Raw genomic sequence first — 21,999 nt, forward strand, 5'->3', positions numbered from 1 at the left:
CCCAGCCTTATGTATGACCAATACACGGCGGCTGGGCCGTCCTCGCCAGGCGAACGCTGAGAACCCGCGGCGGTGCAAGCGCCGTAGGTGGGACCGAAAGCGCCTTCGGCGCTTGGCGAGCGTGCGCAGTCGTCACAGATGAGGCGTCGCAGCTGCGGTAGCCGACAAGGATGGAAGACACTCCATCGGACGTCGGCTGACTCCGGGTCGTGAGTGCGGGAGCGGTCTCCCGCACTCACGACCGCTCACGGCTCGATCGGCTCGGTGCGGCAGCGGAAGTGCCGCAGCACCTCCGGGTTGTGGGTGAGGCGGTAGCCGGGCACCCGCTCGGGGTGCTTGGCGATCTCGGCCAGCACCTCGGCGATGTACTCCATGTGGCTGCGGTCGTAGACGCGACGCGGCAGCGCCAGCCGCACCAGCTCGAACGGCGGCGCGGTGAGCAGCTCGTTGTTCTCGTCGAAGGTGCCCAGGAACAGTCCGCCGCCCGCGGCCCGGATGCCGCCCTCCCGGTACAGCGCGCAGGTGACCGCGTGGTCTGGCAGGTGCTTCGGCTCCAGGTGCGGCACCAGCGGGGTTGCGTTGACGTAGACCGCGTGCAGCCCGGTCGGGCGCAGCGTCTCCACACCCACCGCGTGCAAGCGGTCGGCCAGGAACTTGGCCTCGTGCTCGCGGTCGGCCAGGTAGTGCGGGTCGAGCACCTCCCGCAGGCCCTGCGCGAGGTGCTCCAGCGTGTGCCCGGTCAGGCCGCCGTAGGTGCGGAAGCCCTCGGTGGCGATGATGTCGACCTCGCAGCGGTCGGCGAGCTCGGGATCGTGCACGGCGATGAACGCGCCCTCGTGCGAGAGCCCGTCCTTCTTGAGGCTGGCGACCACGGCGTCGCCGAACTCGAACACCCGCCGCGCCACCTCCCGCGGGCTCCAGTCCGCGTACTCGGGATCGCGCTGGGTGACCAGCCAGGCGTTCTCGGCGAACCGGGCGGCGTCCAGGACCAGCGGCACGCGGTGCTCGCGGGCCACCGCGCTGATCTCCGCCAGGTTGGCCATCGACACCGGCTGCCCGCCGCCGCCGTTGTTGGTGATGGTGACCACGATCTGCCCGACCCGGTGCCCGTCGGGTCCGTTGAGGACGGCCCTGGCCGCATCGACGTCGATGTCGCCCTTGAACGGCGCGTCGCTGGTCAGGTCGAACAGCTGCGGGCTGGGCAGGTCCCGGGCCTCGGCGCCGATGCGCTCGACGTTGGCCCGGGTGGTGTCGAAGTGCATGTTGCTGAGGCTGATGCTGCCCGGCTCCAGCAGCTCCCCGAACAGCACCCGCTCGGCGGCCCGGCCCTGGTGCACGGGCAGGACGTGTTCATGCGGCACGAGGTCGCGGACGGCATCGCGGAACCGGAACCAGGAGTCGGCCCCGGCGTAGCGCTCGTCGGCCCGCTGCGCCCACGCCTGCTGATCGGTCGACACCGCGCCGGTGCCCGAGTCCGACAGCAGGTCGATGCTGACCTTGTCACCCCTGATGTTGAACGGGTTGTGGCCGGCTCGGTCCAGCTCGGCGATGCGCTCTTCCCGCGTGGTGATCGGGATGGGGCGCACGACGGCGGAGACGAAGGGCCGGAGATGCGGCATGGTGCTCCTTGTAGTGGTGCTGAGGATTCACCGGGCGCCGGAAGGTGCCCGGGAGTCGTGGAACGAGCGGACCGGGGCGTCCGCGCGGTCAGGTCCGGGCAGGTGTCCCGCCGTAGGCCTCGGAGGAGAAGTAGAGCGAGGTGCCCAGCCGGTCCTGCGTCAGCCGGAGCGAGACGTGGGCGAGCAGCCCGGCGCGGGCGTCCAGCGGGCGGTCGGTGAGCGCGCCGAGGGAGTCGTCCAGCGCTGCGAGATCGAAGCCGTGGTGCCGCAGGTGCTCGGCAGCCCGTTCCCGCGCCACCGCGTCGTGCGGCACGTAGTCGCGGATCGGCAGGTAGAGGCTGTAGTTGCTGGGCTTCTCCGGGTCTCCTTCGAGGAAGGAGTAGCTCGACATCAGCGGCCGTCCGCAGAACCGCTCGACCCCCGGGGCCAGCGTGGCGCAGAACTCGCGGATGGTGTTGCGGTCGACGCCCGGCACGGCGGCCGCGGCGTGCTCGGCGTCGGCGGGACGGGCGTCGAGCTGCCGGAAGTAGAGCTTGACCCTGGCTTGCGCGCTGCGGTCGAGGTCGATGGCGAAGAAGGTCGGCAGGTCCTTGCCCTCGCGGCGCAGCGCGTACGTGCTGACCAGCTCGGACGCGCTGGTCATGCCCAGTCGTTCGAAGGCGTCGGAGACCACCTGCTGGGCGGCGCCGGCACCGTGCATGTCGGTGTTGAAGTAGAGCTTGAAGGACGGGTTCCCGGCTTCGTCGAAGATGAGCGAGAACGCCCAGGAGAACCAGCTCTGCGGGTCGTCGGAGGTGAAGATGTCCTGCACGGCGTGCAGGCGCTCCACGGCGAGGTCGTAGCGGTCGGCGAGCTCGGCGGTGAGGTCCTTGGCGGCCTGCAGGTTCGCCGCCGGGCTGGGGCGCCCGGCCAGCCGTTCGAGGTGGATGCGCAGGTGCCGCGCCCCGGAATCCTCGAACTGGACGGAGAACTCCAGCGGGGTGGCGTCGTCGGCCACGCCGGAGGGCCACAGCGGCGGTTCGGACAGCGGGCGGGCGGCGACGGGTCCGAGCAATTCCCCGAGGAGTTGCGGAGGGCTGGTCTTGTCGATGCCCAGGACATCGCACAGGTTCTTCAGCTGTCTTTTGGCTAACTCGCCCAACGTCGTATCGACACGACTCATGGAAACCCCGATCCATGTCTTCGAAAACCGGTTGCGGGCCGGTGACCGGTGCGGCGCGGTCACGCTAATACGTGCCTTCCGGGCATGCCAGATCCACTGGAGTGATCTTGGGCATGTGCGACATTCGGCGGTGCCGGTGCCAGGACCGATACGCCGCGTAGTCGGATTCGGGGAGTCCTGTTGAGATCGATTCGTGATCCGCCGGTGATTCCGGTTCGGAATTCGGTTTGTTAAGGGGTTGCGTTCTGTTCGCGCGACGTCCCGGAATGCTCGCGGAGCGGCTGTGGCGGCAGGTTGTCCAGAGTTCATCCGGGCTTGCCGCGGCGGGATCCGGGGATTCATCGAGCATTTTGCTCTGCGCGGGTGCTGCGCTCTGGTCTGGACCGCCTAATCCGTCTGACTGTCAATGGGGGCCGACCGGTCCGCGATCGGCCCCCACCGGCGCTCAGCGGCCCAGGTGCATGCCGCCGGAGACGTGCACGACCTGCCCGGTGATGTGCGAGGACTCCGGCGAGGCCAGGAACTGGACCAGTGCGGCGACCTCGTCGACCCGGCCGAGCCGGCCGTCGGCGGCCCGCGATTCGACGAACGCGCGCCGCGCGGCCGGGAAGTCGCCGCCGCGGAAGAAGTCGGTTCCCTCGGTCGGGCCGGGGGAGACCACGTTGGCGGTGATGCCGCGTGCCCCGAGCTGGAAGGCCAGCTCGGAGGTCCACGGTTCCAGCGTCGCCTTGACCGCTCCGTAGCTGCCCTGCCCGGAGCGCGCCGTCACGGAACCGAGGTTGACGATCCGCGCGTGATCGGCGAGCCGGGGCAGCAGCGCGTGCGTCACGAGCACGGCGCTGAGCACGTTCGCCTCGAAGTTCGCCGTCCAGGAGGCGCGCAGCGCTTCGAGGTCATCGGCGGCGGGTGCGCCGTTGGCCAGGTCGGTGTTGCCGCCCGCGGCGTTGATCAGCACGTCGATCCGGTCGGGCAGCTCGGCGGTGGCGGCCCGGACGGCGGCCGGGTCGGTGGCGTCGACCGGGACGGCGCGGGCGGACGGGCCGAGTTCGGCGACGGCTCCGGCGAGCTTCTCCGGGCGCCTGCCCAGCAGTGCGACCTGGTCGCCGGCCGCCACCAGCCGGGCCGCCACGGCACGGCCGATCCCGGTGCCGCCGCCGGTTACGACCGCGTTGCGAGCCATGCGCTGTCCCGCCTCTCCGCGATTTTCAGTGCTGGTTGCGCCCGAGGTCGAACTCACGTTTCGCGGTTTCTCGTGGCTGGGTTGCGTCACGGTCCCCTGAGGTGCGGATGGGCAGGACTCCGGTTGACGCGAGGGTGTCATGCTTCCTCCAAGTTGTTTAGGTCTAAAGATGTGGCCGATGCTAGCTCTTCTTTAGGTCTAAAGAAAGCGCGGCTAGACTGCGCCCATGAACGCGGACGCGGTGGACGGCATCGTCGAGCAGTGGGCGCGGGAGCGGCCGGGCATGGCGGTGGACTCCATCGGCGTGATCGCCCGGATCCTGCGCATCGCCAAGCTGATCACCGACGAGCGCCGCCGCGTGCTGGCCGAGCTCGGGATCGACAGCGCCACTCTCGACCTGCTCGCCACGCTGCGCCGCGCCGGGGATCCCTACCGGCTCACGCCGGCCGAGATCGCGGACAAGTGCCTGGTCAGTGGTGGTGCCATCACACAGCGCGTGACCCGCGCCGAGGACGCGGGACTGGTGCGGACCCAGCGGTCGGCCTCCGGCAAGCGGACCGTGGCGGTGGAGCTCACCGCGCACGGCCACCAAGTGATCGAGCACGACATCGAGGTGCTGATCGACCGGGAGCGGCGGCTGATCGCCGGGCTCCCCGCTGACGACCGGCATCAGCTGGAAGGGCTGCTGCGCGAACTACTGGGGCGGATGAGCAGCGAGTGACCACCGCACCGCCGCCGGGTAACCCGCGCCGGCGGCTCCGGTAGACTTCGGCGGCCGGGGAGCAGAGTGGAAGTGAGAGTCTCGATGGCGCGTGACGCGGACCGCCGTGGTTCTGCGGGCAACTCCGGAATCCTGAGCCGGATCGACCCGTTCTGCTGGATCCCCGTCGTGCCCATGGTGCTGCTGGCGCTGGTCGTCATGTTCGCGATGGGCATCTGGGAGCTGAGCCTGATCCTGCTGGTGGGCGCCGCGGTGATCCTTGGCTTCGACTTCTGGGTGAACAGCCGCCGCAAGCCGGCCGCCCCGCCCCAGCGCCGCCCGCGCCGCGACGACTTCGACGACCTCGACGACCGGCCCCGCCGCGAACCGGCCCGCCGGCCCGCGCGCCAGGCCCCGCCGGAACGTCCCGCGGCAGCGCGCAGCGGCGCGCCCCGGGGAAGCGCTACCCGCGTCGGGAACCCGCCGCGCGGCGGGCGGCCGCAGCAGCGCCCGGGCGGACGCCCCGGCGCCCGCCGCTGACCGCGGTCACTGCCTGGGCACGCGCCCCATCAGGAAGAACTCGTCGTTGGGGCGCAGTGCCATGAGGTGCGCCAGTCGGTTGGACATCGCGAAGAACGCGGTGATCGCACCGATGTCCCAGATCTCGTCCTCGGACAGACCGGCTTCCCGCGCGGCGGCGAGGTCGTGCTCGCCGAACAGCGCGGAGTCCTGGGTCAGCGACAGGGCCAGGTCGACGATGGCGCGACGCCGCTCGTCCAGCTCGGCTCCGCATGGGTTGGCGGCCACCAGGTCCGCCAGCTGCGGGTCCTTCGCCCGCACCCGCAGGATCGCGCCGTGCGCGACGACGCAGTACGTGCAGTGGTTCGCCGCCGAGGTCGCCACCACGACCAGCTCCCGCTCCGCCTTGGTCAGGCCGGAGTCACGCTCCATCAGCGCGTCGTGGTAGTCGCAGAAGGCCCGCAGCTCGTCCGGCCGGTGCCCCAGCGCGAGGAAGACGTTGGGTACGAATCCGGACTTCTCCGCGATGGCCCCGATGCGCTCCCGCAGATCCTCGGGAAGATCTGCGAGCTGCACCGCGCCGAACCGGCTGATCTCGTCGCTCATGCCCGGCACGGTATTGCCCCGAACGCGCCACGTCGATGCGGTGACCGGACTACCGGGGGTTCTGGAGGGAATATCCGAGGGCCTGGACCAGCTGCCGGAGGTTCGCGACGCGTTCGCGCCGGGCTTCCTCGCTCCGCGTGGGCCAGCTGGACGAGGCCGAACGCCCCAGGTTGCATTCGACCAGCCAGGCGCGCACGTGCTGCCCGAGGTCGCTGTCCGGGGTGACGACGACCTGTTGGCCGCTTTCCGCCGCGGCCAGCGCTTCGGAGAGTCCTGGGGTGCCGGTCAGGCCGAGCACCTCGGTCAGCCGCCTCGTCTTGGCGAGGGCTTCGGCGGGCCCGTCCACGCCGTGCGGCAGCTGCTTCGGCGCCGCGCTGAACCAGGGATCGAAGTGCGCGCTGATCAGCGGTCCGGTCAGCTGCTCGTAGGTGGGGGAGACGCCGGTGATGAGCTGGATCACCCGCAGCGACCGGGAGAACGCGCGGTCCTGGCCGTTCTCGCTTTCCGACAGGTCGAAACCGGCCTCGCGCAGCAGCGGGTCGAGGCGGGTCGGTTCGGTCCCGTAGCGCATGTCCGGGAACGTCGGGTCGAGTCCGGTCACCAGCTCGCCGTCCACCGCGTAGTCGAGGTGCGGGTTGGCGTAATCGTGGCGGAGCAGGGATGCGGCTTCGGTTCCCCGCGACAGGATCGGCGTGAGGGACGAGCCCCAGAAGCCGTACGGCTCGAACACGACGGTCCAGGAATCCAGCCGCGCGGCCATGGCGAGCTCCAGCATGCCTTCGGAGTGGTGCGACATCGCGTCGTCCTCCGCTGCCGCGCGGATGGCGGTCGTGTCGGCGAACCCGCCCATCAGCCGCAGCACCTCGTCGATGCCGACGTCCTTGACGAAGGTCAGGCAGAAGATCTCGCTGAGGTGGCGCTCCTGACCGGGATAGTCGTCCGCCCAGGAGAATTCGTCGAGGTCGGCCACGTGGTCCCCATCTCCGATCGGCATCGGAGCGCGAGCTTACCGCCGCACCGCCGAAGGCGGGGGTGGATCGCGTATTTCCACAATGGACGGATGTCGGGGACCGGCCGCGGCTGTCAGGCGCTCACCGCGCTCCGCTCCCGTTCTCCTTTCGTTCTGGGCGCCTTCAGCCCCAATTCCTCGGTCGGCACGCGGTAGGTCTCCCGCCCGGTGGCCACCGCGACCGCGTTGAGCACGCACAGGCCCGCGGTGAACAGCGCGACGTTCATCCAGCCGTCCCGGCCGCCGCCGACGGCCTCGGCGATGCTCGGGGCGAATCCGGCGACGGCGAACCCGATCTGGGTGCCCACCGCCATGCCGGACAACCGGACGCGGGCCGGGAACATCTCGCCGTAGAAGGCGGGCCAGATCCCGTTCGTCGCGCTGTAGGCGACGCCGAACATGAGGATCCCGGTCAGGAAGATCAGCGCGTAGTCACCGATCGACAGCGACCAGAGGTAGGCGGCCATCAGCACCGCGCAGCCCAGCGAACCGCCGATGAAGACCGGCTTGCGGCCGATCCGGTCGGCGAGCCGCGCCCACAGCGGGATCGCGATCAGTGCTGCGATGTTGGCCAGCACCCCGACCCACAGGATCGGGCTGCGCTCCAGGCCGACCGTGTTCACCGCGTAGCTCAGCGCGTAGACGGTGAAGATGGTGCTCACCGCCGCGATCACCGAGGCCACCACGACTCGCAGCACGTCGGCCCAGTGGTCGCGGAACAGCGGTGCCAGCGGGGTCTTGGCGCGCTTGGTCTCGCCCGCGGCGACCTCCTGCTCGAACACCGGGGTCTCGTCGAGCTTGCGGCGGATCACCAGGCCGGCGACCACCACGGCCGCGCTGAGCCAGAACGGCACGCGCCAGCCCCAGGTCAGCAGGTGTTCCTCGGGCAGCGCGGCGACCGGCAGGAAGACCGCGGTCGCCAGGATCTGCCCGGCTTGCGTGCCGCTGAGCGTGAAGCTCGTGTAGTAGGCGCGGCGGTTCGACGGCGCGTGTTCCAGCGACATCGAGTTGGCGCCTGCCTGCTCTCCCGCCGCCGAGAACCCCTGCAGCAACCGCAGCGCGACCAGCAGCGCCGGTGCGGCCACGCCGATCTGCTGGTAGGTCGGCAGGCAGCCGACCAGCACGGTCGCCACGCCCATCAGGAGCACGGTCTGCACCAGCACCCGCTTGCGGCCGAAGACGTCGCCGATGTGGCCGAGGACGAACGCGCCGATCGGCCTGGCCAGGTAGCCGACGCCGAAGGTGGCCAGCGCGAGCAGCGTGCCGGTGGCGGGGGAGGAGGCGGGGAAGAAGATCTTGTTGAACACCAGCGCGGCGGCGGTGCCGTAGATGAAGAAGTCGTAGTACTCCAGGGCGCTGCCGATCCACGCCGCGGCGGCGGCCTTGCGGGGTTTGCCGCGATGGGCGGCCGGGTGGGAGGTCACTCGAAGCTCCAGTAGTCCGTGCACCGTTGCTCAGCCCGGCGACTTATGAACCAACTAGTTAGTCCCAAAGGCTGAGGTGTGACGGGTCACCTGTCAAGGCCCTGTTCCGGAGCGATTTCGTTCCAGATCTCCGCTGCCGTGCAGGCTGGTCAGCGCGCAGTGAGGAAATCGATCACCAGGTCGCCGAGCATCTCGCGGTAGTGGTCGCGGCGGGCCGGGTCGAGCATGTCGCGCTGGAAGATCGCCTGGAACGTGTATCGGTTCGCGGTGCGGAAGACGCAGAACGAGCTGATCACCATGTGCACGTCCAGCGCGTCGACGTCGTCGCGGAACACGCCCGCGGCCCGGCCGCGCTCCAGGATCCGGCCGAGCACACCCACCGCCGGGTCGGCCAGCCGGGGCAGCAGGTCGGACTTGGACAGGTGCTCGGCGCGGTGGATGTTCTCGATGCTGACCAGGCGGAGGAAGTCGGGGTGCGACTCGTGGTGGTCGAAGGTCAGCTCGGCCAGCCGGCGGATCGCCTCGACCGGGTCCGCGGCTTCGGCGTCGACCTCGCTCTCGATGCCGCGGATCACCGAGTAGGCGTTCTCCAGCGCGGCGAGGTAGAGCTGCTCCTTGCCGCCGAAGTAGTAGTAGATCATCCGCTTGGTGGTGCTGGTGCGCGCGGCGATCTCGTCGACCCGGGCGCCTGCGTAGCCCTTGTCGGCGAATTCCAGGGTGGCGACCTCGAGGATCTCCGAGCGCGTCCGCTCGGCGTCGCGCTGCCGGACCTCGCTGGTGTCGGACGTCGGTGCTGCCACGGCGCTCCCTCTGCGGATCTGCACTCCAGCTCACTGTAGTGCAGCGCCCCTTCCGGGATCCGCGCTTGCGCCCTACTATTAACTAGCTAGTTCGTTCATTGACCGAGGTGGGGATGTGCGCACGCAGGACAGCTACCTCATCGGACTCGTCGGATCGGGCATCGGCCCATCGCTGAGCCCGCCGCTGCACGAGCGGGAGGCCGACGAACTCGGCATCCGGTACCTCTATCGCAGGTGGGACCTGGACGTGCTGGGCAGACCGGCCGAGTCGATCGGCGAGCTGCTGGCCGCTGCCCGCACGGCCGGCTACGACGGCCTCAACATCACGCACCCGTGCAAGCAGCTGGTCGTCGAGCACCTGGACGAGCTCTCCCCGGACGCGGTCGCGCTCGGCGCGGTCAACACGGTCGTGCTCACCGGAGGCCGCGCGATCGGCCACAACACCGATTGGTCCGGTTTCGCCCGCAGCTTCAGCCGCGGACTTCCGGACGCCCCGGTGGAACACGTCGTGCTGCTCGGTGCGGGCGGAGCCGGTTCGGCCGTCGCGCACGCGCTGCTGACGTTGGGCACGGGAGCGCTCCGAGTGCTCGACGCCGACCCGGTCCGTGCGGAGCTGCTGGCGGCGTCACTGCGCGAGCGCTTTGGCGCGGGCCGGGTGGAGGTTGTGCGGCCGGAAGCCGTGGCCGCGTCGCTGGCCTGGGCGGATGGCCTCGTGCACGCCACGCCGACGGGAATGGCCGCGCACCCCGGAATGCCGGTGCCCGCGGAGCTGCTGCGCCCCGGGCTGTGGGTGGCCGACGTGGTCTACCGGCCGCTGGAGACCGAGCTGGTCACCACCGCGCGCGCGAGGGGTTGCCGGGTGCTCGATGGTGGCGGTATGGCCGTTTTCCAAGCTGTCGACGCGTTCCGCCTGTTCACCGGTGTCGAACCGGACGCCGACCGGATGCTGCGCCATTTCACCGAACTCGCCGGAGGTGTGCATGTCCACAGCTGAGCCCCGCAGGGTGATCGCCACCGTCTGCCTGTCCGGCACCCTGGAGGACAAGCTGGCCGCCGCGGCTGCCGCCGGGTTCGACGGGGTGGAGATCTTCGAGAACGACCTGATCGCCTCCGCGGCCTCGCCCGCCGAGATCCGGCAGCGGTGCGCCGACCTCGGGCTGGCCGTCGACCTCTACCAGCCGTTCCGCGATTTCGAATCGGTCCCGCCGGAGGTGCTGCGGGCCAACCTGCGCCGCGCCGAGCGCAAGTTCGACGTGATGGAGCAGCTGGGTGCCGACCTGGTGCTGGTGTGCTCGACGGTGTCCCCGGACGCGGTCGACGACGACGAGCTCGCTGCCGAACAGCTGCGCCTGCTCGCCGAACGCGCCGCCGCCCGCGGCATGCGAGTCGCCTACGAGGCGCTGGCGTGGGGCAGGTTCGTCAACACCTACGAGCATTCCTGGCGCATCGTGCGCCGCGCGGACCACCCGGCGCTGGGCGTGTGCCTGGACAGCTTCCACGTGCTCTCCCGGGGCGGCGATCCGGCGCTGATCCGCACGATTCCCGGGGAGAAGCTGTTCTTCCTGCAGCTGGCCGACGCGCCGAAGCTGGACATGGACGTTCTTCAGTGGAGCCGGCACCACCGGCTCTTCCCGGGCCAGGGCTCGTTCGACCTGCGGACCTTCATCGGCAACGTGCTCTCCACCGGCTACGCGGGGCCGCTGTCGCTGGAGGTCTTCAACGACGTCTTCCGCCAAGCCGACCCGAAACCCGCCGCGGTGGACGCGATGCGCTCGCTGCGCCTGCTGGAGGAGCAGCTGGGCTTCCCGGTGGCCGAGCCGGCGCCGCAGCTGTCCGGTCACGCGTTCGTCGAGCTGGCCGTGGACGAGGTATCGGGCGCACGGCTCGCCGAAACCCTTGCCGAGCTTGGCTTCGAGTCCACCGGTGAGCACGGCAGCAAGCCCGTGCGGCTGTGGGAGCAGGGCGGCGCGCGGGTGCTGCTGAACGCGAAGTCGGAAACGCCGGGCTCGGCGGAGATCGGTGCGCTGGCGGTGGAGAGCGCCGACCCGAGCAGCTCCGCGCTGCGAGCGGAAGCAATGCACGCCCCGATCCTGCCGCGCACGCGCGGGCCGGAGGAGGCGAATCTGGCATCCGTAGCGGCGCCGGACGGTACCGAGGTCTTCTTCTGCGGCGCCGGTTCCGGCAGCTGGCTCGCGGACTTCGCCAGGGCCGGTGCTGCTCCGGTGCCGGGGCTGGGCATCACCGGCATCGATCACGTCGCGCTGACCCAGCCCTTCGACCACTTCGACGAGGCGACGCTGTTCTACCGCTCGGTGGCCGGGCTGCGCCCCGAACCGATCGCGGAGTACGCGGCACCGTTCGGCATGGTGCGAACGCGCGGAATCGTCGACCCGACCGGATCGGTGCGCCTCGCGCTGACCGGCACGCTGGTGCGCCGCGGCGAGTGGGCCCCGGCGGTGCGCGATCCGCAGCACATCGCGTTCGCCTGCGACGACGTGCTCGCCGCGGCGCGCACCTTGCGCGAACGAGGAGCGCCGGTCCTGCGCATCCCGGACAACTACTACGACGACCTCGACGCCCGGCTGGACCTAGGGGAAGAACTGCTGGCGCAGCTGCGCGCGAACTCAGTGCTCTACGACCGCGACGAACGCGGTGAATACCTGCACGTGTGCACCGAGATGCTCGGTTCCCGCATCTTCTTCGAGCTCGTCCAGCGCATCGGGGGCTACGCGGGCTACGGCGTGCCCAACGCCCCGGTTCGCATGGCGGCCCACCGCCGCCAGCGCCTCGCGGCCACCGGCAGCTGACCGGGACGTGGCAGTCGTGCCCGTGGTCGGGCACGACTGTCCACTGCCGACCGGAACTGCGTCAGCGGATGCGCAGCGCCTTGATCACCCGCAGCGCGGCGGTGAACAGCTTGGCGTGCTGCTGCCCGCTGAGCCCGAAGGCGGGATCGAAGCCGAGCACGCGCTGGCTGGCCACCGACTGCGCTTCGGTGTACTTCAGCAGCCCGGCAGGACCGTGGCGACGGCCCAGCCCGGACTCCTTCATGCCGCCCATCGACGCGCCCTGCGAGGCGTAGGCCGCGGCGTAGCCTTCGTTGATGTTGACGGTGCCCGCCTTGATCCGGGCCGCGACCCGCCGGGCACGACGTTCGTCGCGGCTGAACACCGAGGCGTTGAGGCCGTACGGCGTGTCGTTGGCCAGCTCGATCGCCTCGTCCTCGCTGCGGAACGGGTAGACGGAGACGACGGGGCCGAAGGTCTCCTCGCGGCACACCGGGGTGTCCTCGGCGACCCCGGTCAGCACGGTCGGTTCGAAGAAGTAGGGCCCCAGGTCGGGGCGGGCCTTGCCGCCCGCGGCCACCGTCGCCCCCGCTTCGACGGCGGCCTCGACGTGCTCGGTGACGCGGGTGAGCTGGCGCTCGGAGGTCAGCGATCCGACGTCGGCGGTGAACGCGAGGTCGGAGTTCAGCCGCAGGTCGCGGACCTGCTGGGCGAACAGCTCGACGAACTCGTCGTGCACGGCGGCGTCGACGTAGATCCGCTCGATCGACACGCACAGCTGGCCGGCGTTGGCGAAGCAGGCGCGGACCGCGGTCTTCGCCGTCGCGGCCAGGTCGGCGTCGTCGAGCACCAGCATCGGGTTCTTGCCGCCGAGCTCCAGCGAGCACCCGGTCAGCCGCTTCGCGGCGCGCTCGGCGATGGCCTTGCCCGCCGCGGTGGAACCGGTGAAGCCGACGTAGTCGGCCTCGTCGATAAGCGCGTTCCCGATGTCACCGGGTTCGCCGAGCACGACCTGCCACAGCTCCTGCGGGAGCCCGGCCTCGACCAGCAGCGCGCGCGGCCACAGGCTGGACAGCGCGGTCTGGCTGTCCGGTTTGTGCACCACGGCGTTGCCCGCCAGCAGCGCGGGAACGACGTCCATGGTCAGCGCCAGCGGGTAGTTCCACGGCGTGATCGTGGCGACGACGCCCTTCGACAGCGGAGTCTCGATGGTGCGGGTGAACACCGGCAGCGCGCCCGCACGCCGACTGCCGCGCAGCAGCTGCGGCGCTTTGCGGGCGTAGTACAAGGTGGACATCGCGCCGTCGAGGATCTCCTCGAATGCGTGCAGCCGGGCTTTGCCCGTTTCGTGCTGGAGGAGGTCGAGCACCTCGGACTGCCGAGACAGCATCATGTCGACCAGCCGGAGGAACGGCCGCACCCGCTCGCGCACGGGAATGTTCGCCCATTCCCGCTGCGCCTCGCGAGCTCGTGCGAAGGCGCTGCGCACATCGCTGTCCGTGGATTGCGGGATGGTCGCCAGCGCCGTGCCGGTGAACGGCGCGGTCGTGGTCCTCGGTTCACCCGTGGCGGCGATTCCCGAGGTCAACCGCCGCACAGTTGCCGCATCCAGCGGAGTCGCGGTTGCCTGGGCGGTGGACGAGCTCATCCGATGTCTCCGTGGTTCGCGTGGGCGGGCACTTTCTACCCGTCAGTAACATGCCGCGCCCATTCTGGCAGCGAACCGCCCGGGACACCAGGGGCCCGCGACGGAGCGATCAGGTGAGGTCCTCGGCGATCGATCGCGGCGGCGGAGTCCAGGCGGGAGTCCAGAGGCGTTCACCAGCGCGGTCGTGCAGGCGGCGGAGGAAGGACAGGACACCGGAGGTGCCCGTGGACCACGGGGCGCTGGAGGTCTCCAGCGAGTTGTCCGGGAACCTCGGGGCGGCGTACTCGCCGCCGCTGCGGGCCAGCATGTGGACGGCGATCTCCTCGGCGCCGCGCCAGAACTCCTCGTCCTCGGTGGCGATGGCCAGGTCGATGAGCGCCTCGCCCATCCCGGCCAGGCCGCAGCACTGCGAAACCACCCACGCCTGGGCGGCCAGGCCGAGGCAAGCGCGGCCACCGTCCTTCGCCAGCGCCAGGTAGCGGTCGTCGTCCCAGTGCCGCGCCGCTGCCAGCAGCGCGGAGGAGATGCCGGACATGCCCTGGCACCAGGAAGCGGCCATCGGCCGCGCGGGACGGCCCCGCATGGTCCGGATCAGCTCCACCGCCTCATCGGCGAGGGCGGCGAACCGCTTCGCGGCCGCCTCCTCCGCCGCCGGATCACCGGTGCGCTGGTGGTAGGACAGCAGGAAGTGCGCGATTCCCGCGCTGCCGTGGGCGAAACCGGCTTCCAGCGCCACACCGGTCTCCGGCGCGGCGGGCACCGCGTCCTCGGTCTCCCGGGTCCGGCCGGTGAGCAGCCGGCGGGCGCACTCGTCGGCGACCGCCAGGTGCCCGCCCGCCGGTTCCACGGCGTGCAGCACCAGGTGACCCGCGCCGATCCCGGCCACGCCGTGGATGTAGTCGGCGCGTTCGTCGCCGAGATCGACCGGTTCGGACATCGGCAGGTCCGCGGCGGTCCGGCGCGCGGTGGCCAGGAAGATCTCGGTCCCGGTCCGTCCGAAGTACATCGCGGCGGGCAACCGGGTCGGCGGCGTCGCCTCGATCGTCCAGCGGGCCAGTTCGATCCCGGCGTCGATGCCCTCGGGGTGGTGCAGCAGCTCCAGGCCGAGACCGGCCGATCCACTGTAGACGTTTGTCTTGGGCGGTTCCGAGCGGCCGCCGGTCGGTTGCGATGCCATCTCGCGGGCGGCGGCCACGCACTCGCCGACGGTGTGGCTCAGCACGGATTCGAGCAGATCGGCGCTCAGCACGGGTGCTTCGGGCCGGCGACCGCGACGGGCGGGGCGATCGGTGCGCAGGGCCTCGAAGGCCGCGGTGCGCTCGGCCGGGTCCAGGCTGAGCAGCCCGGGGATCAGCGCGCGCACGCCGGTCGCCTCCGGGTGCAGCCGCTCCAGGCACAGCAGCGTGCGCTCCAGGTTGCGCACCGGGTCGGGGTCGGCGCCGATCGGGTTGATCCCGGTCGCGGCGAAGAACAGCGTCGCACCCAGCGAGAAGTAGTCGTCGCTCGCTTCGGCCGGGCGATCGGTGTGCTGGTCGGGCACGCTGTAACCGCGTGTCCACCCGTGCAGCTGGAAGCCGTCGAGGTGGCTGTTGCCGAAGTCGATGAGCGTGCAGCGGCCGTCGTCGTCGAGGACCACGTTCTTCGGGGAGAGGTCGCGCACCACCACACCGCGCTCGTGCACCGCGGCGAGCACGTCGGCCAGCCGGGCGGCCAGGCGTCCCAGATCCCGGTCAGGACTGGTGGGGTCGTCGAAGAACCGGGTCTGCTCGCCGACGTACCGGTTGAGGTCGCGCGTCCCGACGTCGGTGGTCACGAGGTACTCGTCCTCGCCGTGGCGGAAGTGGTCGAGCAGCCGCGGCACCCCGTCCACCCCGTCCAGCGCCTGCAGGACGCGCCGCTCGTTGCGCAGCTGCATGCGCAGGTCGATGCCGTTGACGTTCTCGCCGACGTGGGCGCGGGCCTCCTTGATCACCACCTGCCGGCCTTCGGGATCGACGGCGCGGTAGACGTTGCCGCGCGGCCCGCGCAGCACTCCGGAGGTCAGCCGGAAGCGGCCGCCGAGCACGGTCGCCCGCTGGGCGGCGGAGTTCTCGGTGGGGCGGAACGGATCGGTGGCCCACGGCGGGCAGCTGAACTCCGGCCCCGCCGCGCCCGGCAGCGCGGTGCCGTCCGGTCCGAGGACCACCAGCTCGAAATCGCCGTTGTCGTCCACCCGGTACTGCGGCCGGAACGGCGCGTAGCGGTAGTACACCGGGGAATCCGGGCGGATGCGGCGATCGCTGGTGATCCGCGGGCCGGTCATCCCGGCCAGCGCCTCGGCCAGCAGACCGCCCAGCCGCACCACGTCGTCCTGCGGCGGGTAGACGGTCATCGCCTTGCCTACGGTGGCCGGGTCGACGTCGCCGGAGTTGAGCTCCCGCAGCACCTCGGGGGAGCGCGCGACCTTGAAGTCGCAGTCGTGGGAGAGCAGCAGCGGCAGGACTGTGTCGACGGTCTGCTCCAACGTGCCCGGTCGGGCGGAGATGTGCAGCTTCCAGCCCTGATCGGGTACCGCGTCGCCGGGGTTGCGCACGCTCACCCAGGTTTCGTCGACGGCCCACTCCCGGCCGGCGGCTTCCGCGCGCCGGGCCAGCAGGCCGGGCAGATCGGTCGTGGTGCTGCGCATCCTGCTGCTCCCGGGTCGAGGTCGGACGCGGTGGGAAGTCCGCTGCGGACTTCCCACCGCTGTGGCGAATACCCGTCAGACGATGGACGGACAGCAGGGCCAGCTGCTGCAGACGGTCCGCTTGCAGGTGTTCACGCACGCCTGGGGTCCGTGCAGGACCTCCTTGAGGTCGACCTCGAAGTCGACCGAAACGTCCTCGATCTCAACGGTTCCCGCGTCACGCGGCTCCAGCAGCAGGGTGTGCATGATCGCTCCTCTCTCGCCCACCGGTCTGGCGGGACGTCCGGGGTTGCCGCAGCAGCGGTGGATCACGCAGCGCGCCAACGATTTTGGGGTTCCGCGCTCCCCACTGCGCGGTCCGCTCCCAGTGCAACCCCCTGGCATTGTTGGCACACCGGGTTTCGCAGACCTAGGGCCAAACGGAGGAACAACGCCGGTTTACAGATCTCCCTTGATTGGATTAACTTCTCGAACGTGATGGCGCGAAGTCGTTGCCCGGCAGGATGTCCGGAAACCGGTCGATTCGGATGAGGTGGCGACGGCGCACCGCGGCCGAGCCGGCCGATCTCGTCGTGCCGTACTGGCAGGCGCACGACGAGGAGCTGCTGTCCGCGGGCCTGGGTGCCATCGCGCGACGACTGCCGGCGCTGGTCCACGACGCGATCCGCGTCGCCTGGCAGGCCAGCCGCACCGACACCGCGGCGGCGCTGGTCCTCACCGTGCTGGCGGGCCTGTTCACCGCGTTCGGGTTGCTCGCCACCAACGACGTGCTGGAGTCGCTGTTCGCGGCGGGCGCGACCGCGGACCGCGTCCGCGCGGCGATCCCCGCACTGCTGCTGGTGGGCACGGCCGCCGCGCTGCGGGCGGGCATGCTGGCGGTCGCGGCCTGGGCGCAGGAAAGGCTGAAACCGCAGGTCGAGCGGCTGGCGGAGACCCGGCTGTTCCGGCTGACCACTCGGGTCGAGCTGACCGCGTTCGACGACGAGGAGTTCCACAACTCGATGCAGCGGGCGCGGGACAACGGCGTGCCCGATTCCGCGACGGTCGTGGAGATGACGGTCAACGTGCTCACCGGAGCGATCGGCGTGCTCTCCGCGGCGGTCACGCTGGGCGTCCTGCACCCGGCGCTGATGCCGCTGCTGCTGGTGACGGCGGTGCCGGACGCCTGGGCGGCACTGCGGTCGGCGCGGATGCGCTACGCGGCATTCCGCCGGGTCTCCACCGCGCGGCGGCGCAAGTTCCTGCTCTCCGACCTGATGGCCGAGCGGCCGCCCGCGGCGGAGGTCCGGGCGTTCACGCTGCGCCGCTTCCTGCTCGGCGAGTACGACCGCATCGCCGAGTACGAGCAGCGGGTGGAGCTCGACGTGGCCTGGCAGCGGGCGACCACGCGGATGACCGGCGACCTGCTCGGCGGCGTCGCGCTCGCCGCGGTGTACGGAACGCTCGGCTTGATGCTGGCCTTCGGGTTCCTGCCGCTGGCCGTGGTGGGCACCGCGGTGCTGACCATCCGCGCCAGCCAGTCGTCCCTGGCCAGCCTGGTGCAGTCGGTGAACAAGCTCTACGAGGCCGGTCTGTACTTCGGAGACTACCTGGAGTTCTGCGCGATGGCGGAGCGGTTCGTGCCGCCCGAGCGCACCGCTCGGCTCGACCCGTTCCGCCGGATCGCAGCGGAGTCGGTGCGCTTCACGTACCCAGGAGCGGACACGCCCGCGCTCGACGGAGTGAGCGTGGCGGTCGAGCGCGGTGAGATCGTGGCGCTGGTGGGCGAGAACGGCTCGGGCAAGACGACGCTGGCCAAGCTGCTGGCAGGCCTGTACGCACCGGATTCCGGCACGGTCCGGTGGAACGACGCCGACCTGGCCGACGTCGACGGCGACACGCTGCGCGAACGCATCTCGGTGATTGCCCAGGACCACACGCGCTGGCCGCTGACCGCGGCGCAGAACATCACGATGGGCCGGCCCCGCGACGACGAGCGCATGGCCGAAGCGGCGCGCGCCGCGGGAGCCGACGCGGTGCTCGCGAGGCTCGACGACGGCTACGAAACCCTGCTGGACCGCAGGTTCCGAGGCGGCCAAGAGCTCTCCGGCGGCCAGTGGCAGCGCATCGCGATCGCCCGCGCCTTCTACCGCGACGCGGACGTGATGATCTTCGACGAGCCGACCTCGGCCCTGGACCCCCGCGCGGAACACGCCCTGTTCGAGCGCATCCGGCACCACGCGGCCGGCCGCACAGTGGTGCTGATCTCGCATCGCCTCTTCAGCGTCCGCTACGCCGACCGGATCTACGTCCTGGACCGCGGCCGCGTCGTCGAGCAGGGCACACACCCGGACCTGCTGCGCACCGGAGGCCGCTACGCCCAGCTCTACGAGCTCCAGGCGGCTGCGTACCGAGAACCGAGTTCGGCGTGCTGAGCTGGTCGGCCCCGGCTGCGCTGGCCGTGGCGGGAGTGCTGGCCTTCGCGGCGGTGAGCAAGCTGCGCGACCTCGCCCGGTTCTCCGATGCAGTCGCCGGTTACCGGATCCTGGCTCGTGGGTTGGTTCCGGTGGCTGCGCGGACGGTGGTCGGGGCGGAGCTGCTGGGTGCGGTGTTGTTGGCAGTGCCGCCGACGCGAGTATGGGGATCAGCGCTCGCGATGGTGCTGTTCAGCGCGTTCTTGATCGGCATGGGCAGTGTGTTGCGCCGTGGGATGCGGGTGTCTTGTGGCTGCTTGCAGACCTCGGAACGGGTTGGTGCGGGTTCGCTGACACGTACTGGGCTGCTGCTGGCGCTTGCGTTGTTTGCTGGATTCGGTGCGGGCCTGTCGTTCGAGCCGGTGCAGTTGCTCGGAGCTGCGCTCCTTGCCGGGGTGGTGTTCGGGGTGGCAGCGCTTGTTTCGCGCTTGGATGCTCAACCGGCTGCGCCGGTGGTGGGGAGGCAGTTCGAGATCGGTACCGATGTTTCGGACTTTGCCGGGGGTGGTGATCGGGTGCTGTTCGCCTACATCTCGCCGCTCTGCGGTGCTTGTCGGGCAATGCTGCCCGAGTTCCGGGCGGTGGTCGGTCGGGTGCCGGTGGTGTTGGTGAGTTCCGGCGAGTTCGGGGAGGTGCGGGGCTACCTCGACGGGCAGGGGAGCGATCTGCCGTTGGTGACCGGGCCGGAGGTTTTCGAGGCCAACGGTGTTCCTGGGCCGCCTTACGCTGTGCTCACCGATTCGTCTGGTTCGATCTTGGCGCATCGTGGGGTTGATCGACCGGAGAAGTTGGCTGCGTTGCTGGGTGATGTTGGGCTTTGAGCTGTGGTTGTCGTTTCGTTCGCTGTGGTTGGGGCGCTGGGGCGCTGGGGCGCTGGGGTGGTGTGGTGGCTGTTGGGTGGGTGGTTGGGGCTTTTTCTGTTGTGTTGTGGTGGGGGTCATCCCCGTGGTTTGGGGGATTGTGGGGGCTGTGGTCCGGATGTCAAGCCCGGCCTGGCGGCCGCCCCTTCGGGGTTGGCAGGCTTGACATCCGGCCCACAGCCCCTGTTTGGCTTTATGTCACGGGGATGACCCGGTATGGAACGGACCCCGGCCATCTTGGACACGACACCTTCCGGGAAGCGTGGTGGCCGGGACCGTTTCAGGTTGAGTGGTGGATGGCTCCGTCACCGGCTGGTCGCGTGCCGGGTCGCCGTAGTGTGCGGGCTGGCGGCTTGGGCTTCTGGGGTCTGGCTGTCGACCGACCGACCGGCCAGCCTTAGTCGTCGACGCAGCAGCGGAAACCAATAAGGTCCTAACAGGACAGTATCGGATTCACGTTTCGGCATGGGCGAATGCCAACGACACGCCGAGCAATGCCCTTCGAATACTTACTGATTCTGGCCCCAGATAAGGATTTTCGTGTTTGAGCCGTGTTGTGATCACCTGATTGTGGGACGGTTATTCGCTCGAAACCACGTTCGATTCTTGAGAGAATTGATGCATGACACCGCTGATGACCACCCAGGACGCGACGCCCGCCGCTGGCGCGGGTGCGGTCGTGCCCGCCTGGCCCGCGTGGGACGCACCCACGCCGGGCGGGTCGTGGCCGCCCGCGGTGACCTCCCTTTCCGATGCAGAACTCGCGACCCGGATCGGCGAGGTGGAACGGCAGATCCGCCAGGCGCGGATGCAGCAGCTGCGGTTGATCGCCGAAGCCGACCGCCGCCGCCTGCACGCCGCTCGTGGTGTGCGCTCGACGCAGGTGTGGCTGAAGAACCTGCTCAACATCGACGGTCAGGACGCCACGAACCGAGTCCGTATCGCCACCGCCACCACCGCGCCGAACACCGGTGAGGCCACCGAGTCCACCACTGACGTCGCTGCTGGTGTCGCTGGGCCGGAGGTTGCGCTCCCGGCGACCGGGGAGGCATTGGCCGAGGGTGTGATCGGGCTGGAGCACGCGCGGGTGATCTCCCGCTGTGTGTCCCGGCTGCCTGAGCACGCCCAGCACCGTGCCGGTGAGGTGGAGCGGTTGTTGGTGGAGAACGCCTGCCGCCAATGCCCCCGTGATCTGGCCAAGCTGGCCGACCGGGTGCGCTACATGCTCGACGCCGACGGTGCCGTCGCGGACGAGCAGGCCCAGTTCGAGTCCCGCGAGCTGCACTACGCGACCGCTCGTGACGGGATGCTGGTGATCAAGGCCCGTCTGGACCGCGAGACCGGGGCGAAGTTCGTCACCGCCCTGCGCCCGCTGGCCGCGCCGCGCCCGGAAACCGACGGGATCAAGGACCCCCGCACGGTCGGGCAGCGCAACGCCGACGGTCTGTCGACCCTGCTCGACCTCGTGCTCGACACCGACGGGATGCCCCGCACCGGTGGGCAGAAGCCGCACCTGACGGTCACCATCGACTACACCGACCTGAAAAACCAGCTCCCCACCACCGCCACTACCGGCACCAGCGGCGAGATCATCACCGCCGCTGGTGGTGGGGCGGGGATGCTGGAAGGCACCGGCCAGTACCTCAGCCCGCACACCATCCGCAGGATCGCCTGCGACTGCGAGGTCCTGCCCATGGTCCTCGGCGGCGACAGCCTTCCTCTCGACGTGGGTGCTTCGCAGCGGACCGCACCGACGCATATCCGTGCCGCGCTGCTGGCCCGCGACGGCGTCTGCGCCTTCCCGGAATGTGATCACCCGGCGGGAACGCCGCAGGCCCATCACATCGTGCACTGGGTCGACGGAGGACCGACCAGCGTGGAGAACATGGTGATGCTGTGTGCCCATCACCACCGCACCATCCACAACCACCACTGGCACATCCAACTCGACCACGGCCGACCGGTATTCACACCACCGGCAAACGTGGACCCGGCACGCACACCCCGGTCTGGCGGGAAAGCCCAACCCGCCACACACCGCCACGCCCTCCGCCGCCTGAACACATCACCGGAGAGCGGGCCGCCAGAGGCTCCACCGTTGGCGAGAACCTGATCACCTCACCCGGCCCCTTGGGTGGGGTACCCCGCCCTGCCCACCTCCCGGCCAGCCGACAGTTCCGGAAGCACGACACGCCGCCAGGCGACCTCAACCCACCACCAACACCCGAACACCACGACACCCACACCACAAAACCCCGAAAACCCAAGGAAGAAAGGGAACCCGCCGATGACGAACCGACCCACCACCGCCCAGCCGGCAACGGCCAGCACCACTGCTCTCCGCCGCAACCCCGCGATCAACGGCCAGCCCGCGCGGCACGGCAACCCCGCACACCACCTGCCGGTGACGGAGCAACCCACCACTCAACCAGTAACGGCCTCGGCCACCACGCTCCCGCAAGGTGTCCAAGATGGCCGGGGTCCGTTCCATACCGGGTCATCCCCGTGACATAAAGCCAAAACGGGGCTGTGGTCCGGATGTCAAGCCTGCCAACCCCGAAGGGGCGG

General features: G+C 70.3%; 17 protein-coding genes. 7 read left to right on the top strand and 10 right to left on the bottom strand.

The window, feature by feature from the left end; genetic code table 11:
• Positions 1-245 precede the first annotated feature (245 nt).
• The 3 genes from ATL45_RS29210 to ATL45_RS29220 form a co-directional block, all read right to left on the bottom strand.
• Complete coding sequence (locus ATL45_RS29210; RefSeq protein ID WP_093156640.1) at positions 246-1,619, bottom strand: tryptophanase; 1,374 nt, start codon at positions 1,617-1,619, stop codon at positions 246-248.
• Positions 1,620-1,707: 88 nt separating this feature from the next.
• On the bottom strand, positions 1,708-2,781 hold the full coding sequence (locus ATL45_RS29215; RefSeq protein ID WP_093156639.1) for a tryptophan dimethylallyltransferase family protein: 1,074 nt from the start codon (positions 2,779-2,781) through the stop codon (positions 1,708-1,710).
• A 445-nt stretch (positions 2,782-3,226) separates the two neighbouring features.
• A complete protein-coding gene (locus ATL45_RS29220; protein ID WP_093156638.1) occupies positions 3,227-3,961 on the bottom strand; it encodes an SDR family NAD(P)-dependent oxidoreductase in 735 nt (244 codons plus the stop codon).
• Between the two features lie 226 nt (positions 3,962-4,187).
• Here ATL45_RS29220 and ATL45_RS29225 point away from each other — a divergent pair, with 226 nt between their 5' ends.
• The gene (locus ATL45_RS29225; RefSeq protein ID WP_093156636.1) at positions 4,188-4,682 is read left to right on the top strand and encodes a MarR family winged helix-turn-helix transcriptional regulator; all 495 of its coding nucleotides are present in this window, start codon (positions 4,188-4,190) and stop codon (positions 4,680-4,682) included.
• 84 nt (positions 4,683-4,766) lie between these two features.
• Positions 4,767-5,201 carry a hypothetical protein gene (locus ATL45_RS29230; RefSeq protein WP_177242041.1) on the top strand — a complete coding sequence of 145 codons (435 nt, stop codon included), beginning with the start codon at positions 4,767-4,769 and terminating at the stop codon, positions 5,199-5,201.
• A gap of 6 nt (positions 5,202-5,207) precedes the next feature.
• On the opposite strand, the gene ATL45_RS29235 is transcribed toward ATL45_RS29230, so the two are convergent.
• The 4 genes from ATL45_RS29235 to ATL45_RS29250 form a co-directional block, all read right to left on the bottom strand.
• On the bottom strand, positions 5,208-5,786 hold the full coding sequence (locus ATL45_RS29235; protein ID WP_093156635.1) for a peroxidase-related enzyme: 579 nt from the start codon (positions 5,784-5,786) through the stop codon (positions 5,208-5,210).
• Between the two features lie 49 nt (positions 5,787-5,835).
• Entirely contained in the window at positions 5,836-6,780 is a 945-nt protein-coding gene (locus tag ATL45_RS29240) for a DUF6461 domain-containing protein (protein WP_246025613.1), read from the bottom strand.
• Between the two features lie 89 nt (positions 6,781-6,869).
• A complete protein-coding gene (locus tag ATL45_RS29245; RefSeq protein ID WP_093156632.1) occupies positions 6,870-8,219 on the bottom strand; it encodes an MFS transporter in 1,350 nt (449 codons plus the stop codon).
• A 149-nt stretch (positions 8,220-8,368) separates the two neighbouring features.
• Positions 8,369-9,019, bottom strand: coding sequence for a TetR/AcrR family transcriptional regulator (locus ATL45_RS29250; RefSeq protein ID WP_093156631.1), 651 nt, complete (start codon positions 9,017-9,019; stop codon positions 8,369-8,371).
• A 115-nt stretch (positions 9,020-9,134) separates the two neighbouring features.
• Between ATL45_RS29250 and ATL45_RS29255 the strand changes: the two genes are divergently transcribed.
• Positions 9,135-10,013 (top strand): shikimate dehydrogenase, encoded by an 879-nt coding sequence (locus ATL45_RS29255; protein WP_093156629.1) that lies wholly within the window; start codon positions 9,135-9,137, stop codon positions 10,011-10,013.
• Complete coding sequence (locus ATL45_RS29260; protein ID WP_093156628.1) at positions 10,000-11,826, top strand: bifunctional sugar phosphate isomerase/epimerase/4-hydroxyphenylpyruvate dioxygenase family protein; 1,827 nt, start codon at positions 10,000-10,002, stop codon at positions 11,824-11,826. The genes ATL45_RS29255 and ATL45_RS29260 overlap by 14 nt, the downstream gene beginning before the upstream one ends.
• A 61-nt stretch (positions 11,827-11,887) precedes the next feature.
• On the opposite strand, the gene ATL45_RS29265 is transcribed toward ATL45_RS29260, so the two are convergent.
• From ATL45_RS29265 to ATL45_RS39080, 3 genes are all read right to left on the bottom strand, one after another.
• Positions 11,888-13,453: a succinic semialdehyde dehydrogenase gene (locus tag ATL45_RS29265; RefSeq protein WP_093156626.1), complete on the bottom strand. Its 1,566-nt coding sequence runs from the start codon at positions 13,451-13,453 to the stop codon at positions 11,888-11,890.
• Positions 13,454-13,562: 109 nt separating this feature from the next.
• Positions 13,563-16,118: a class IV lanthionine synthetase LanL gene (gene lanL, locus ATL45_RS29270; RefSeq protein WP_093156625.1), complete on the bottom strand. Its 2,556-nt coding sequence runs from the start codon at positions 16,116-16,118 to the stop codon at positions 13,563-13,565.
• 75 nt (positions 16,119-16,193) lie between these two features.
• Positions 16,194-16,364: a hypothetical protein gene (locus tag ATL45_RS39080; protein ID WP_170210387.1), complete on the bottom strand. Its 171-nt coding sequence runs from the start codon at positions 16,362-16,364 to the stop codon at positions 16,194-16,196.
• A 281-nt stretch (positions 16,365-16,645) separates the two neighbouring features.
• On the opposite strand from ATL45_RS39080, the gene ATL45_RS29275 reads away from it, so the two are divergent.
• The 3 genes from ATL45_RS29275 to ATL45_RS29285 all read left to right on the top strand — a co-directional run bounded on the left by ATL45_RS29275 (position 16,646) and on the right by ATL45_RS29285 (position 21,544).
• The gene (locus ATL45_RS29275) at positions 16,646-18,532 is read left to right on the top strand and encodes an ABC transporter ATP-binding protein (protein WP_093156623.1); all 1,887 of its coding nucleotides are present in this window, start codon (positions 16,646-16,648) and stop codon (positions 18,530-18,532) included.
• Positions 18,526-19,392: a MauE/DoxX family redox-associated membrane protein gene (locus tag ATL45_RS29280; protein WP_246025614.1), complete on the top strand. Its 867-nt coding sequence runs from the start codon at positions 18,526-18,528 to the stop codon at positions 19,390-19,392. The genes ATL45_RS29275 and ATL45_RS29280 overlap by 7 nt, the downstream gene beginning before the upstream one ends.
• A gap of 661 nt (positions 19,393-20,053) precedes the next feature.
• Entirely contained in the window at positions 20,054-21,544 is a 1,491-nt protein-coding gene (locus tag ATL45_RS29285; protein WP_246025615.1) for an HNH endonuclease signature motif containing protein, read from the top strand.
• Positions 21,545-21,999: the final 455 nt, after the last annotated feature.

Source organism: Saccharopolyspora antimicrobica (assembly GCF_003635025.1).
Taxonomy (GTDB): Bacteria; Actinomycetota; Actinomycetes; order Mycobacteriales; family Pseudonocardiaceae; genus Saccharopolyspora; species Saccharopolyspora antimicrobica.